Below are 14,768 nucleotides of genomic sequence, written 5' to 3' on the forward strand. Positions count from 1 at the left end.
GACGCGACGGCGCCCCGGGAGCGCTGCGGTGCTGCGGTGCGGCGGTGCTGCGGGCGGGTGCTACCGCGCCGGGCGCACCACCACGGGGGCGGACTCCCGCCGCTCGGGCTTCTGCCCCTTGAGCTTGCCCGTGACTTCGAGGCGCAGCTCCTCACCGGCGAGCTTGGCGGTCAGCCGGAGCGTCTCGCCGTGCCCGACGACCTTCTTCTTGTCGGTGAGCCACCGGTAGGTCAGGCGGGTGCCCTCGGGCCAGTCCCCCGGCACCGCGGTCACGACCCCGCCGACTCGGGCCTCGCCGGTGATCGACGGTCCCGCCGGCCCGGCGACCTCCTCGGCCGTGAAGGTCCGCACCGCCGAGGTGTCGACGCCGCCGTACGGCCCCGTCGTCACCACGTACCAGCCGTGCTCGCCGGGCTCGACGCCGGACCACGTGGCCGAGACGGTCTCGCCGCTCGGCACGTCGGCGAACGCGGCGATGGTGGCGCCGGTGAGCACCTCGACGCGCAGCGAGTCGGTCGCCAGCGTCTTCGTCGTCGGGGCCAGCCCGAGCGCGGCGTAGGGGATCTCGAACTCCTGCATGCCGGCCGGGTCGTTGACCGAGGGCTCGTCGGAGTCGAAGTCGTCGAGCGACGGCGAGTAGGTGCGCACCACGATCCGGCCGCCCTCGTTGTCGAAGTGCAGCAGGCGCAGGTAGCCCAGCCCGCCCTCGGCGAGGCCCTGGTAGTCGAAGAGCATCGAGTAGACGGTCCGGTCGGCCACGCCGTCGCCCGTGTCGTCGAACTGGTCGGTGCGGGTGTAGGCGTCGTGGTAGTGCCCCGAGCTCACCATCACGACGTTCGGGTTCGGCGCGACGACCTCGTCGAGGATGCGCTGCGGGATGGGTCCGAGCCCGCCCGTGGTCAGCATGTACTCGTGGAGGTTGATCCAGACCTTCCGCTCCGGGTACCGCGCGATGACGTCGTTCATCCAGGCGATCTGCTCGTCGCCCGGCGCCCAGCCCATGGAGAGCATGAGGAAGTCGATGCCGCCGGCGCTGATGAGGTCGTAGTGGCCGCGGTTGTCCTGGATCTGCCCGCCGTACCACGGGTTGTCCTCGAACCGGTGGGCGCCGAAGTACTCGGAGAACTTCCCGTAGTCCGCCGTCGCCTGGCTGACGTCGTGGTTGCCGGCCAGCACGCCGTACGGCAGCCCCGCCTCGTCGAACGCCCGGTAGGCGGCGTCCGCGTTGAGCCACTGGTGCTCCTGGTCGGACTCGTCGACGACGTCGCCGGTGTGCAGCACGTACTGCAGGTTCAGCGCGTCGCGCTGGTCGAGGAAGAACTGGTTGATGTTCCGCTGGTGGCGGTACCAGACCTCGGGGTTGGTGCCGTCGGCCAGGTAGCCCTGGTTCTCGTTGTAGTACTGGGTGTCCGACTCCCAGCCGAACGTGAAGTCGTACTGGTCGCGCGGGGTGGCGTCGGCGTGGAACGGCGTGCTCGCGTCGTCGCGCGAGGACCGGTCGGTGCCGGCGAACCCCTCGGAGTGCTGCACGAGCAGCGTGACCTTGCCGTCCCGCGCGTGCCCGGCCACGGGCACGACGCCGCCGAGCTCGAAGTCGGTGGGCGCGCCGCCGGTGGTGACGTGGCGGTCGACCTCCTCCCAGCGACCCGCCTCGGTGTCGAGCGCGTACAGCAGCACCTTGGCGTCCGCGTTCGCCGAGCCGGACCAGGCGACGCGCACCCGGGCGTCGTCGCCGGCGCCGGCCGGCACGTCCACGGTGAACAGCTGGTAGGGCAGCTCGGCGTCCGAGGACACCTCGGCCGCCACGCCGTCGGTCCCCACCAGCGCGGCCACGTCCCCGCCGCTCAGCGCCGTCGCGCCGTCGCGGTCGGTGCTGGCCGCGACCGTGGTGGTGCCCTCGTAGGCGGCCACCTGCGGGTCCGAGGCGTCGAACGCGTAGCCCTCGCGGAGCTCGACGTCGAGCGCGTCGCCGGTCGCCGAGCGCGGCGTCGCCGACAGCGTGACGTCCCCGGCCGGCACCGTGGCGCCGGCGGCCGGCTCGCCGAGCTCGGTCGCGGGCGTCTCGTCGGGCGTGGTGAACGTGACCGTGCGCGTGGCGGTGCTGCCCAGCGCGTCCTTCGCGGTGAAGGTGACGGTGTGCTCGCCCGCGGGCAGCTCCAGCGACGACGTCGTGTGCGGCAGCGCCACCTCGGCGCCGTCGAGCACGGCGGTCAGCGAGGCCACCCCGGCACCGGCGTCGGACGCCTCCGCGTCCACGGTGATCTCGCCGCGGTAGGTGGCGCCGTCGCTCAGCGGCGTGGTGATCGCCGGGGCGGTGTTGTCGACGACGACGGTGCGCGTGACGGTCGCCGCCTCGGGGCCGGAGCCGGCCGTCGCGGTGACGGTGTGCTCACCGTCGTCCACGGCGGTGGTGTCCCACACGTGCGCGAGGGAGTCGAACGCGTCGTCCGGGATGGCGAAGGTGGCGGTGAAGTACACCTGGTTGGCGTCCGTGAAGCCGATCTTGGTCTCCGGCGCCGGGCACTCGCGAGCCGTCTCCTCCTGCCCCTCGCCGGCGCCGGCGCAGGCGACCGGCCGCAGCACGCGCCCGTCGGGCAGCGCCAGGCGCAGGTTGAGGGCCGAGAAGTCGTCGTTGTTCTCGTCCGGGTCCGGCTGCGGCCAGGCCTTGGTGCCGGCGTAGATGCCGACCGTGAGCTCCTCGCCTCGCACGATCCGCTCGACGGGGATCTCGCTGGTGACCGTCTCGACGCGGGAGTAGAAGCCCTCGTCGAACACGGTGAGCACGTCGTCGCCCAGCCGGACGCCGTTGCGGAAGAACGCGTCGGTGTTCGTCGCCTCGAACGCGAACACGGCGGGCGCCTCGAGCGCCGGGGTGGGCTCGCCCACCGCGCGGCCGTCGACGGCGAGCCGCAGGTCGGCCGGGTCGCCGGCGGTCGTCGCCGCCAGGCGCGTCCGGCCGCCCACGTGCTGGCCGTCGGTGACGTTGAGGCGCACCGGCTCGGGCTCGGCGCTCCGCAGGTCGACGCGGACGGGCCCGAGCGTGGTGGTGCCGCGGCCGTCGGACGCCTTGACGGTGTACTCGACCCACGCCTTGCCGTACAGGTCCACGGCGGGGATCACGTAGCCGTACCGGTCGTCTCCCTCCGCCTGCAGCAGCCGGGTGGTCGGCTCGGCGTCGACGTCGCTGGCCACCGTCAGGGCGACGGTGCGCACCTGGCGGTCGTCGCTGACCTCGAAGGCGAGCGCGAGGTCCTCGGTGTCCCGGGTCTCGCTGCCGCCGGTGTGGTCGGTGATCTCGGGGGCCTGTGTGTCGTCCGGGGTGACCACGAGGCCCGCGGGCACCTGGTCGGGCGACACGGCGCCGGGCGTCGGCGCGCCCGGTCCCACGAGCGTCTGCGCGACGCCCGACTCCCAGCGGTACTGGATCGGCCGGTCGGCCACCGTCTGCGCGTCGTTCATGTAGTCGGCGCGCGAGACGGCGTGCCCGGTGTTGGTCTGCACCTGGATGCCGCGCGGGCCGCCGTTGGCCATGCCGCCCGCGTGGATCTCCACCAGGTCGACGCCGGCGGTGAGGCGGCTGCCGAAGTGGGCGTTGAAGTCGTCGGCGGTGAGCGCGTCGTTGGCGCCGTTCTTCACCCACAGCACCAGCGTTCGGCCCGGCTGGATCACCGGGTCGGCCGGGGTGGCGGGCCACAGCGCGCTGCTGGTGACCACCTGGCTGGCGTCCACGTACAGGTAGCTGATCGTGAAGTCGGCGAACGCCACGGGGGCGTCCGAACCGTTGTAGACCTCGACGAACTCGTAGGCGTCGGCGCCGTCCACGTTCGTGGTGTCCGGCGCCACCTCGGTGACCTGCAGGATCGGTGCGTCCAGGTCCGGGTCCGACGGCGGCAGGGGGCCGTCCGCCGGGGCGCTCGGTGACGGACTCGGCTGCGGCTCGGTGGGCGCGGTCGGCGTCGTGGGTTCCGGCGACGGCGCCGGCGTGGTGGGCTGCGTCGGGGTGGGCTCGGGCTCGGGCTCGGGCAGCGCCACCTGGGCGGGGTCGACGGTGCCGGGCGTGGGATCCTGCTGGCGCCCGACGACGGGCTGCTCGACGCTGCCCGCCTCGAGCGGTGCGCCGAAGGTGACCGGGCGGTCGACGCCCTTGTCCTGGGCGACCCAGCTCACCTGCGCCACGTCGGAGGTGACGCCCTCGACGGTGCGCCGCAGCCACATGGTGGTGCCCGAGTTGTTGAGGCCGTCCTGGCCGGTGAGCCGCACGAGCGTGTAGTCGCCCGGTGCGCCCTGGGCGGCGTAGAAGTCGCGGAACTGCTGCTCGGTGAGCGCGGCGTCGCCGGAGTAGGTGGAGTTGTACGCCCAGAACACCACGGTGCCGTGCGGGGCGAGGGTGGTGCCGGGGTCGAACGCGAGCGTCTTGGGCGTCGAACCGCTGCGGTAGACGATCGAGTAGCCCTCCTCGGCCAGCACGATCGGCGCGTCGGTGGTGTTGTGCACCTCGACGTACTCCCACGCGTCGACGCTCGCACCGGCGGCGTTGGGCCGGTTGGAGGAGTCGACGTTGATCTCGGTGATCAGCAGCGGCGGGAGCGACGTGGCCGGCTCGGCGCCGGCGGGGGCCGCCGCAGCGACCACCGCGCCGGCGAGCAGGCTCGATGCGGTCAGCGCGGCCAGCGCGCGAGGAAGGAGGGCAGGACGTAGCCGAGACATGCGGGAGCCACCTTGGGTCCGTGGACGTTACCGGAGCAGAGGCTGACCGATCCCGGTGAACGGTGGTGGCCGCGAGGGTGAACGCCGCGGGGCGCCGGGCTGTACGCGCCGCTACCGCCCCATCCACCCGCCGTCGACGGCGAGCACCTGGCCGTGCACGTACGCCGCGGCGGGCGAGGCGAGGAACACCACCACGTTGCCGATGTCCTCCGGCGTGCCCCACCGACTGGCGGGGATGCGCGCGGACAGCTGCTCCAGCCGCACGGGGTCGGCCAGCAGCGCCTCGTTCATCTCCGTGGCCATGTAGCCGGGCGCGACGGCGTTGACCCGCACGCCGCGCGCGGCCCACTCGTTGGCCAGCGCCTTGGTCAGCTGCGCGACGCCGCCCTTGGACGCCGCGTACGCCGCGACGTTGAGCCCGCCCTGGAAGCTCAGCAGCGACGCGAGGTTGACGATCGCGCCCTCGCCGCGCTCCAGCATCGGCCGCCCGAACCGCTGCGCGAGCTGGAACACCACCCGCAGGTTGACGTCCAGCACGCGGTCCCACGCCTCCAGCGGGAACTCCGCGGCCGGGTACCGGTCCTGCACGCCGGCGTTGTTGACCAGCACGTCCACGCGGTGGTGGGCCAGCACCTCCTCGGCGGCGGCGTCCACCGCGTCCGCGTCGGCGAGGTCCACCACCACGTGGTCGAGCGTGCGCCCGAGCCGCGCCGCGGCCTCGGCGAGCTCTGCGGGCACCTCGCGCCGGGCCAGCACGACGACGTCGGCTCCGGCCACCAGCAGCGCCTCGGTGATGCCGGCGCCCAGGCCGCGGCCGCCGCCGGTGACGACGGCGGTGCGGCCCGCCAGCGAGAAGGGCCCGCTCATCGCGCCGCCTCCGCCGAACGCACCAGCACCTTGAGGTTGTCCTCGCCCGCCGCGGCCGACTCGAACGCGGCGGCCACGTCGTCGAGCGCGAACTCGGCGACCGGCAACCGGTCGAGGCCGAGGGCGTCGGACGCCACCAGGTCGACGGCCTCGGCGATGTCGTCGTGGGTGTAGACGCGCACCCCGACGAGGGTCTGCTCCTTGAAGCAGATCGACTGCAGGTCCAGCTCGGCGGGCTTCTTGTGCACGCCGACCACCGCGATGCGGCCGAGCACGCGCGTCACCGCGGGCAGCTGCGCCGCGACGGCGGGGTGCCCCGCGGCGTCGAAGGCGACATCCGCACCCTCGCCGCCGGTCAGCGCGGCCAGGTGCTCGGCGGCGGTCACGCCGTCGGGCACGACGTCCAGGCCCAGGCCCTCGACCACCGAGCGGCGCCACGCCCGCGGCTCGGCGACCACGACGCGCGCGGCGCCGGCGTGCCGTGCCACGAGCGCGGTGAGCACGCCGATGGGGCCGCCGCCCAGCACCGCGACGGTGTCCCCGGCCGCGAGCCCGGCCAGGCGCACCGCGTGCACGGCCACGGCGAGCGGCTCGACCAGCGCGGCCAGCCGCGCGGGCACGTGGTCGGGCACCTGGTGCAGCACCGCGGCGGGCAGCGCCACGTACCGGGCCAGCGACCCGGGGGTGTCGATGCCGTAGAGCTTGAGGTCGCGGCACACGTGCGTGGCGCCGGAGCGGCAGGCGCGGCACTCGCCGCAGGAGATCAGCGGCTCGGCCACCACGCGGGCGCCCGCGGGCAGGCCGGTGGTGCCGGCGTCGACGACGCGCCCGACGATCTCGTGCCCGGGCACCAGGCCCGCGGCGGCCCGCGGGTGCGTGCCGTGCAGGATCGACAGGTCGGTGCCGCAGATGCCGGTGTACTCGACCTCGACGAGCGCCCAGCCCGCCGGGACCTCGGGCACCGGCACGTCGCGCACGCCGATCCGGTCGGCGCCCTCCCACACGGCGGCGCGCATCGTGGCGGGCCGGGCCTCGCGCGCGGCGTCCGCCGTCGTCGTGTCCGTGCTCATCGGCTCTCCTCCGTCACCAGGTTCGCCGACCCGCGGCCGGCGATCACGTCCACCGCGTTCTGCACCGTGCGCCGCTTGAGCTCGGCGTACGACTCCTCCGTGTACCAGGCCAGGTGCGGCGTGAGCACCACGTTCTCCAGCCGGGTCAGCGCGTGGTCCTCGGGTACCGGCTCCTCCTCGTGCACGTCGATGCCGGCTGCCCGCAGCCGCCCGGCCTCGAGCGCCGCCACGAGCGCGTCGGTGTCGACGACGCCGCCGCGGCTGGTGTTGACCAGCACCGCGGTGGGCTTGAGCAGCCCGAGCTCCCGCTCCCCCAGCAGGTGGTGGGTGCGCTCGGTCAGCGGGGTGTGCAGGGACAGCACGTCGGCGCGGCCCAGCACCTCCTCGAACGGCGCCAGCGGCACTCCGTGCCACTCGGTCGCGCCCTCGGGCGCCATCACGTCGTACCCGACCACCTCGTAGCCCAGGCCGCGGGCCTTGGCCGCGGTGGCCTGCCCGATCCGGCCCAGGCCGAGCACGCCGAACGTGCTGCCGCGCACCTGGCCGACCGGGCGCACGGCCTCCAGCTCGAACCGCCCGGCGCGCACGCCGCGGTCGAGCCGGGCGATGCCGCGCGAGGCGGTCAGCGCCAGGGCGATCGCGTGGTCGGAGACGGCCTCGGTGCCGTAGTCGGGCACGTTGCACACCGCGACGCCGCGCGCGGCCGCGGCGGCCAGGTCGACGGAGTCGACGCCGACGCCGTAGCGGCTGATCACGCGCACCTGCGGCAGCCCGTCGAGCACCTCGGCGGTGATGTCCGCGTACTGCACCACCAGGCCGTCGGCGTCGGCGGCGACCTCGAGCAGCTCGTCGCGGGTGCGCGCCTGCGCGAGCCGCAGCTCGACGCCCGCGGCGCGGGCGACGGCGACCTCGGCGTCGAATGAGTCGTGGTCGCAGTCGGTGATCACGACGACGGGGGCGCCTGCCGCCCCGGGGACCAGCACCTCGGCGCTCATCGGGCCAGCCACCCTCCGTCGACGGGCAGCACGACGCCGTGCACGTAGTCGGCGGCGGGCGAGGCGAGGAACACCACGGCGTCAGCGACGTCCTGCGGCGTGGCCCAGCGGCCGGCCGGGATGCGGTCGAGGATCGCGGCGCTGCGCTCGTCGTCGGCGCGCAGCGCGGCGGTGTTGTCGGTGGCCACGTAGCCCGGCGCGACGGCGTTGACGTTGACGCCGCCGGCGGCCCACTCGTTGGCCAGCGCCTTGGTCAGCCCGGCGATGCCGTGCTTGGCCGCGGTGTAGCCGGGCACGTTGATGCCGCCCTGGAAGCTCAGCATGGAGGCGGTGTTGACGATCTTGCCGCGGCCGCGGGCCAGCATCGCCCGGCCGACCTCGCGCGAGAGCACCCACTGGGCGCGCAGGTTGATCTCCAGCACGGCGTCGAAGTCGGCGTCGGGGTGCTCGGCGGCCGGCGCGCGGCGGATCGTGCCGCCGTTGTTCACCAGCACGTCCACCTCGCGATCCGTGAGCTCCGCGGCGAGCGCGGCGACGGCGTCGCGGTCGGACAGGTCGCACGCGATCGGCTCGAACCGGCGGCCGGCGGCCTCGACGGCGGCGCGGGCGGCGGAGTCGCCGTCGGGCATCGTGGCCGAGACGCCTACGACGTCGGCACCCGCGCGGGCCAGGGCCTCGGCGATCGCCAGGCCGATGCCGCGGCTGGCGCCGGTGACGACGGCGGTGCGGCCGGCGAGGCCGAACCGCTCGGACAGGTAGGGGTCAGACGTGCGCATGGCGAGGGTCGTTCCTCCGTCGCCGGCGCACGTCGTGGTGCGACCGGCTGGTCAGCGATGTGGGGTGTAGCCGAGCGACCGGGAGATCGCCTCGGCGGTGGCGATGGCGTCGGGCGCCATCGCCACGAGGTCGTCGTGGCTGTGCTCCACCGCGAGGGAGGAGATGCTCACGCCGTACTTGGCGCGGCCGGTGTGGTCGCGCACCGGTGCGGCCACGCAGACCACTCCCGGCGCGTTCTCCCCGTCGTCGAGCGTGAAGCCGCGCTCGCGCGCCTCGCGCAGCTCGGCCAGCAGCGCCTCGACGTCGGTGAGCGTGTACGGCGTGCGGGCCGGCAGCCCGGTGCGCGCCGCGTACCGGCGCACCGCCTCGTCGGACTGGTCGGCGAGGATGCTCTTGCCGATCCCCGAGGAGTGCATGGGGATGGCGTGCCCCACGCGCGAGGGCATCCGGTACGGCTTGTCCGAGTCGGAGCGGATGAGGTAGATGACCTCGTCGCCGTTGGCCGCGCCGACGTGCACCGTGCAGTGCACGCGGCCCACCAGCTCGTCCACGAACGGCTGGGCGATCGCGGAGATGTCGATGTTCTCCAGCGCCCGGCCCGCCAGGGACAGCAGGGTGGGGCCCGGCTGGTAGCGGTGCCCGACGAGCACGAGGAACTTGTGGTCGATGAGCGTGGTGAGGATGCGGTGCGCCGTGGCCTTCGCCAGCCCCGTGGCCGCGACGACGTCGGAGAACCGCTCGTGCCGCAGCGCCGCCTCGAGCACGATCAGCGTCTTCTCGCTGGCGTTCGCCGCCCCGCGCGCCGGCGGGGTCATGCTCGCCGGCGTCGCCGCCGGCTGCGCCGGGCCCATGTCCGTGGCCATTCCGCTCCCACCTCGTGCTCATCCCGGCTGCCCTACCGCATCGCGGTGACGGGGAAGCCGTCCATGTCGTCGAACGTCTGATTCTCCCCGGCCATGGCCCAGACGAACGAGTAGGCGGAGGTTCCCACGCCGGAGTGCACCGACCAGCTCGGCGAGATGACCGCCTCCTTGTCCGCGATCACCAGGTGCCGGGTCTCGTCCGGGCGGCCCATGAGGTGCACCACCCGGGCGTCGGCCGGCAGGTCGAAGTACAGGTAGCACTCCGTGCGCCGGTCGTGGGTGTGCGCCGGCAGGGTGTTCCACATGCTGCCCGGGTGCAGCGTCGTGACGCCCATGACGATCTGGCAGCTCTTGACGCCGTTCTCGTGGATGTACTGGTTGAGCGTGCGGCGGTTGGAGGTGAGCTGGTCACCCAGCTCGCGCACCGTGCCCTCGCCCGGACCCACCAGCGTCGTCGGGTAGGCGGTGTGCGCGGGCGCGCTGAACAGGTAGAACGCTGCGGGCTCCGCCGCGGCGTCGGACGCGAACGCCACGTCGCGCGCGCCGCGGCCCACGTACAGGCACGCGCCGTGGTCCAGCTCGTGCTTCTCGCCGTCGACGACGACCGTGCCGGCCGCACCGACGTTGACCACGCCGAGCTCGCGGTGCTCACAGAAGTACGCGGAGCGGATCTCGTCGTAGGTGGGCAGCGGCAGCGGGTCCGACGTCGGCACCGCGCCGCCCAGCACGACCCGGTCGTGGTGGGTGTAGACGGCGTTGACCTGGCCGGGCACGAACAGGTCGGTGACGAGGAAGCGCTCGCGCAGCTCGTCGGTGGTCATGGTGCGCACGTGCTCGGGGCTGGTGGCGTAGCGCTGTTCCATGGACGCTCCTTCGGGTGGTGGGGGCGGTGGCCCGCGGGGCGGGCGGGGGCGGGCCACCGCGGCCGGTGGCGACTGTGCAGGTGGTGGCCCGTCAGGCGAGGCCGGTCAGCCTCGGCAGCCACATGGTCAGGTCGGGCACGAACACGATGAGGAAGAGCATCGCGATGAGCACCAGGAAGAACGGCATGAGCCACTTGATGACCGGCTCGAGCCGGGACCCGGCGACCTGTGCGCCGACGAACAGGACCGGCGCCGACGGCGGCGAGATCACCGCGATCGACAGGTTGAACACGAGCATGATCCCGAAGTGCACCGGGTCGATGCCGTAGGAGACGGCGATCGGCAGGAAGATCGGCGTGAAGATCAGGATCGCCGGGGTGGCGTCCAGCGGGATGCCGATGATCAGCAGCAGCAGCATCATCAGCAGCAGCACGACGACCTTGTTGTCGGTCCAGCCGAACAGCGACTCGGCCAGCAGCTGCGGCATGCGCGTGAAGCTCATGACCCAGGACATGATCGAGGACACGGCGATCAGGAAGATGACCACCGAGCTGGTGCGGCACGCCTGGTAGAGGATGCCGGGCAGGTCCCTGAGGCCGAAGCCGCGGTAGACCGCCGAGAGGATCAGCGCGTACACCACGGCGATGCACGAGCCCTCGGTGGGCGTGAACCAGCCGGCCACGATGCCGCCGATGACCAGCAGGATCATCGCCAGGCTCGGCAGCGCCTGCACCACGGTGGCGGCCGTCTGGCGCCAGGTGACCTCGCGCCGCACGGTCAGCTCGGGGTGCTTGCGGGCGTAGAGCCACACGACGACGGAGCAGGCCGCGGCCCACAGCAGGCCCGGCACATAGCCGGCCATGAACAGCGCCCCGATGGAGGTGCCGCCGCTGGCCAGCGCGTAGACGATCAGCGTGTTGGACGGCGGGATGAGCATGCCGGCCGGGGCCGAGGCGACGTTGGTCGCGGCGGCGAACGCCCGGTCGTAGCCCTCCTTGCGCTGCATCGGCGCCATCGTGGAGCCGACGGCCGCCGCCGCGGCGACGGCGGAGCCGCTCACCGCGCCGAACAGCACGTTGGCCGCGACGTTGGTCTGCGCCAGCGGGGCGGGTGCCCGGCCGACCACCACCTTGGCCAGGTTGATCAGCCGGGCGGCGATGCCGCCGTTGTTCATGATCACGCCGGCCAGCACGAAGAACGGGATGGCCAGCAGGGCGAACGAGTCCACCCCGCTGAACATGCGCTGGGCCGAGGTGAGCGCGCCGCGCTCGGTGCCGAGCACCAGCAGCATGCTTACCGCGGACGGCAGGCCGATCGAGATGCTGACCGGCGCGCCGACGGCGAGCAGGAACACCATGCCGCCGATGAGGATCGCGGCGATGAGCTCGGGCGAGGTCATACCTCCACCTCCTCCTCGGGGTCGATGTCGGGGATGCCCACCCAGGACGGCATGAGCGTCCTGGCCAGGTGGTACAGCAGGTACAGGCCCATGAGCACGCCGGCCACGGGCACGGCCAGGTAGAGCTGGCCGGCCGTGAGCGGCAGCACGGGGTGGGTCTGGCCCCAGGCCATGGAGGCCTGGTGCCAGCCGCCCCACACCATGACGACCAGCACGAACGCGATCGTGGCGAGGTAGGCCAGGGACTCGGTGACGCGCTGGCCCGCGACGGGCAGCTTGCGCACCAGGAAGTCCATGACGACGTCGGCCTTCTCCCCCGTGGCGATGGAGATGCCGATGAGGCTCAGCCAGATGAAGACGTTCTTGGCCGCCTCCTCGGTCCACACGTTGGGGTTGTCGAGGACGAGCCGGGTGAACACCTGCCACGTGACCAGCACGACGAGCAGCGCGAACAGGGTCACGCAGATCGCCCGCAGGACGCCGTCGAGGACGGCCTTGACTCGGGACATGCCGGGACTCTCTTCAGGGAAGGGCGCGCGTCAGTCCGCGGCCATGATGGCGTCGTAGACCTTGCGCTGGGTGTCGGTGGTGACGAGCTGCTCGTGCAGCGGCAGCACCGCCTCGCGGAACGCGTCGACGTCGACCTCGGTGAAGGTGGCGCCGGCCTCCTCGGCCTCGGCGGTGGCCTTGTCGACCGCCTCGCCGAACAGCGTCAGCTCGGTGTCGACCGAGTCGGCGACCAGGTCCACCAGCGCCTGGCGGGACTCGTCGTCCATCGACTCCAGCACCGTCGGGTTGACGATGAGGAAGTCCGGCATCATCAGGTGCTGGGTCTTGGAGTAGTTCGGGGCGACCTCGTCGTGCGCCATCGAGGAGTAGACGAGCTCGTTGTTCTCGGCGCCGTCGAGCACGCCGGACTGGATGGCGGTGTAGACCTCGCCCTGGTCCATGGGGGTGCCGACGCCGCCCATGAGCTCCATCATCTTGACGTTCGTGTCCGAGCCGATGACGCGGATCTTCTGACCGGCGAGGTCGGCCGGCGTCTTCACGGGGCCGTCGGTGGTGTACACGTTGCGCACGCCGCCGTGATAGGCCGCGAGGACGCCGATGTTGTCGCCCTCGAGCGAGCCGAAGAGCTCGCCGGTGATGCTCTCGTCGTTGAGCACCGTCATCTGCTGCTCGGCCGAGGTGTACAGGTAGGGCAGGTTCACCACGGAGAAGTCGGGGTTGAACGACTCCAGCAGAGAGCCGGCCACCATCGCCATCTCGATGGTGCCGCTCTGGACCTGCTCGATGGTGTCGGCCTGCGCGCCCAGCAGCTCGTCCGGGTAGACCTCGACGGAGTACTTGCCGTCGGTGGCCTCGGAGAGCTTCTCCCCCAGCTCGGTGAGCGCCTGCGCCTGCGGGTGCTCGGCGTTCTGGTTGAACGCGATCTTGAACGTGGTGGCGGCCTCGCCGCCACCGCCGCCGCCATCGCCGCCGGGGGCGGCCTCGCCGCTGCTGCACGCGGCGAGCGTGAGGGCCGAGACGCTGGCCAGCGCCAGCAGGGACAGGGTGCTGCGTCGCTTCATGAGTGACTCCTCGTCGAGTGGCTCTGGGCGGCGGACGTCGTCGTCGGGGTTCGGGCAACGGTGCCGGTGTGTTCCGCCGCACGGACCTTAGTTCCGTCTGGCGGACCTTGTCCAGCGCCTAGCGATTGCTCCCTCGGAACGAGGGTGCCGCTGGCGTCATCGCCGGTCCGCCGCGTCGGTGCGCTACTTTGAGCGCCGTGCCCGCGACGGACGACGCCTTCCGCCCCCTCTCTCATCAGCGCCCTTGCGCTCGCCCCGTGTTCGACGGGGAGGGGATCTGATGGCCGGCAAGCAGGTTCGGCTCTTCCTGGTCGACGGCACGCCCGGTGGGCTGATGACGGCCGAGATCATGAACTGGACCGGTCACGTCCTCCGAGGAAAGCGCGAGAAGCTCGCTGAGATCCGCCGACGTGACGAGGCGAAGCGGACCGGGATTTACATCCTGCTCGGCGAGGACGAGACGGCAGGAGTGCGGTCCGCGTACATCGGGCAGAGCGACGACGTCGCTGGGCGTCTGGCGCAGCACGACGCGAAGAAGCCCTTCTGGGACGAGGTCGTCGTCGTGACGTCCAAGGACACCAACCTGACCAGCGCCCACGTGCGCTACCTCGAGTCACGGCTGATCCGCCTCGCGAAGTCGATCGGCCGCGTGCCCCTAATGAACGGCAACGAGCCGTCCGGTGGCGCGGACCTGCCGGAGGCCGATGCCTCTGACATGGACTACTTCATCGAGCAGCTGCGCATCTTGCTGCCAGTGCTCGGCGTGGACATCTTCCGCGGCCGGGCGCAGCAGCTGTCCGCCAGGCCGACGCCGGCGCCAGCGCCAGCGACTACGCCCACGGCTGCGACGACGTCGAGCGAACTCGGTGACCTCAGCCCGGTGTTCCGTCTGACCAACCGCGCAGGCGTCGACGCGCGCGCTCAGCTGGTCGACGGAGAGTTCACTGTCCTGGCGGGGTCGGTGATCCGTGCGGAGATGCGTGTCTCCAACACCACCAGGACGAACACCCTGCGTCAGTTCGCCGCGCGCAGCGCCATCCACGAGAAGGTCATGACGGATGCGACGCGCGATCCGTCGGGCGCGACGGCGACGCTGAACCACGACGTGGTCTTCACCTCGCCGTCGGCCGCCGCCGCGGTCGTCCAGGGCTACGCGACGGCCAACGGCCGGCGGGACTGGGCTATCGGCGATGGGACGACGTTCGGCGAGTGGGAAACCCGCGGTCTCGGCTGACCCAAACTTGTAGCAGCCTTCGACGTCAGGCGGACGCCGAGGTTTCGAAGTCACCCGTGGCAATGCTGGCCACCCGACTTGATGCGTGTCAGCCTGCGCGTGGCCCAGCACTGGGCTTGAGGCTTCGATCGACTCGTTGGCCAGCGCCTTGCTCAGCCGCGCGACGCCGCCCTTGGACGCGGCGTAGACGCGAAGTTGACTATCGCACCCTCGCCCCCCAGCATCGGCCCGCCGAACCGCTGCACGAGCTGGAACACCACTCGCACGTAGCGCGACTCAGGCACTGGGCGGCACACAGCACCTCTGGGCGTTACGCGTCGACCGCAGGCCCAGCGGCGCACGAGGTAGCCGCGGCGGGCGCACAGATCCTGCTAGGCAGCCTCATCGACCCTGCCGAAGTTGCGGCCTCGAACCTGGCAGAT

The 14,768-nt window shown here is 72.5% G+C and carries 11 protein-coding genes; 1 reads left to right on the plus strand and 10 read right to left on the minus strand.

Features of this window, described 5'->3' with window-relative positions:
- Window positions 1-60: 60 nt before the first annotated feature.
- The 10 genes from U5M74_RS14625 to U5M74_RS14670 form a co-directional block, all read right to left on the minus strand.
- Window positions 61-4,707 carry a lamin tail domain-containing protein gene (locus tag U5M74_RS14625; protein WP_410909657.1) on the minus strand — a complete coding sequence of 1,549 codons (4,647 nt, stop codon included), beginning with the start codon at window positions 4,705-4,707 and terminating at the stop codon, window positions 61-63.
- Between the two features lie 111 nt (window positions 4,708-4,818).
- Window positions 4,819-5,574: a glucose 1-dehydrogenase gene (locus U5M74_RS14630; RefSeq protein ID WP_410909658.1), complete on the minus strand. Its 756-nt coding sequence runs from the start codon at window positions 5,572-5,574 to the stop codon at window positions 4,819-4,821.
- Window positions 5,571-6,644 carry a zinc-dependent alcohol dehydrogenase gene (locus tag U5M74_RS14635; RefSeq protein ID WP_410909659.1) on the minus strand — a complete coding sequence of 358 codons (1,074 nt, stop codon included), beginning with the start codon at window positions 6,642-6,644 and terminating at the stop codon, window positions 5,571-5,573. The genes U5M74_RS14630 and U5M74_RS14635 overlap by 4 nt, the downstream gene beginning before the upstream one ends.
- On the minus strand, window positions 6,641-7,639 hold the full coding sequence (locus tag U5M74_RS14640) for a C-terminal binding protein (protein ID WP_410909660.1): 999 nt from the start codon (window positions 7,637-7,639) through the stop codon (window positions 6,641-6,643). The genes U5M74_RS14635 and U5M74_RS14640 overlap by 4 nt, the downstream gene beginning before the upstream one ends.
- Window positions 7,636-8,415, minus strand: coding sequence for an SDR family oxidoreductase (locus U5M74_RS14645; RefSeq protein WP_410909661.1), 780 nt, complete (start codon window positions 8,413-8,415; stop codon window positions 7,636-7,638). The genes U5M74_RS14640 and U5M74_RS14645 overlap by 4 nt, the downstream gene beginning before the upstream one ends.
- 51 nt (window positions 8,416-8,466) lie before the next feature.
- Window positions 8,467-9,279, minus strand: a complete 813-nt coding sequence (locus U5M74_RS14650) for an IclR family transcriptional regulator (RefSeq protein ID WP_410909662.1) — start codon at window positions 9,277-9,279, stop codon at window positions 8,467-8,469.
- 32 nt (window positions 9,280-9,311) lie between these two features.
- Complete coding sequence (kduI, locus tag U5M74_RS14655; protein WP_410909663.1) at window positions 9,312-10,142, minus strand: 5-dehydro-4-deoxy-D-glucuronate isomerase; 831 nt, start codon at window positions 10,140-10,142, stop codon at window positions 9,312-9,314.
- 91 nt (window positions 10,143-10,233) lie between these two features.
- The gene (locus U5M74_RS14660; RefSeq protein WP_410909664.1) at window positions 10,234-11,541 is read right to left on the minus strand and encodes a TRAP transporter large permease; all 1,308 of its coding nucleotides are present in this window, start codon (window positions 11,539-11,541) and stop codon (window positions 10,234-10,236) included.
- Window positions 11,538-12,050 (minus strand): TRAP transporter small permease, encoded by a 513-nt coding sequence (locus tag U5M74_RS14665; protein ID WP_410909665.1) that lies wholly within the window; start codon window positions 12,048-12,050, stop codon window positions 11,538-11,540. Before U5M74_RS14665 ends, U5M74_RS14660 begins: the two co-directional genes overlap by 4 nt.
- A 30-nt stretch (window positions 12,051-12,080) precedes the next feature.
- Window positions 12,081-13,112: a TRAP transporter substrate-binding protein gene (locus U5M74_RS14670; RefSeq protein WP_410909666.1), complete on the minus strand. Its 1,032-nt coding sequence runs from the start codon at window positions 13,110-13,112 to the stop codon at window positions 12,081-12,083.
- Window positions 13,113-13,392: 280 nt separating this feature from the next.
- On the opposite strand from U5M74_RS14670, the gene U5M74_RS14675 reads away from it, so the two are divergent.
- The gene (locus U5M74_RS14675; protein ID WP_410909667.1) at window positions 13,393-14,346 is read left to right on the plus strand and encodes a GIY-YIG nuclease family protein; all 954 of its coding nucleotides are present in this window, start codon (window positions 13,393-13,395) and stop codon (window positions 14,344-14,346) included.
- Window positions 14,347-14,768 lie beyond the last annotated feature (422 nt).

Origin of the sequence: Puerhibacterium sp. TATVAM-FAB25, from assembly GCF_046535855.1 — a bacterium.
GTDB lineage: Bacteria > Actinomycetota > Actinomycetes > Actinomycetales > Cellulomonadaceae > Puerhibacterium > Puerhibacterium variabilis_A.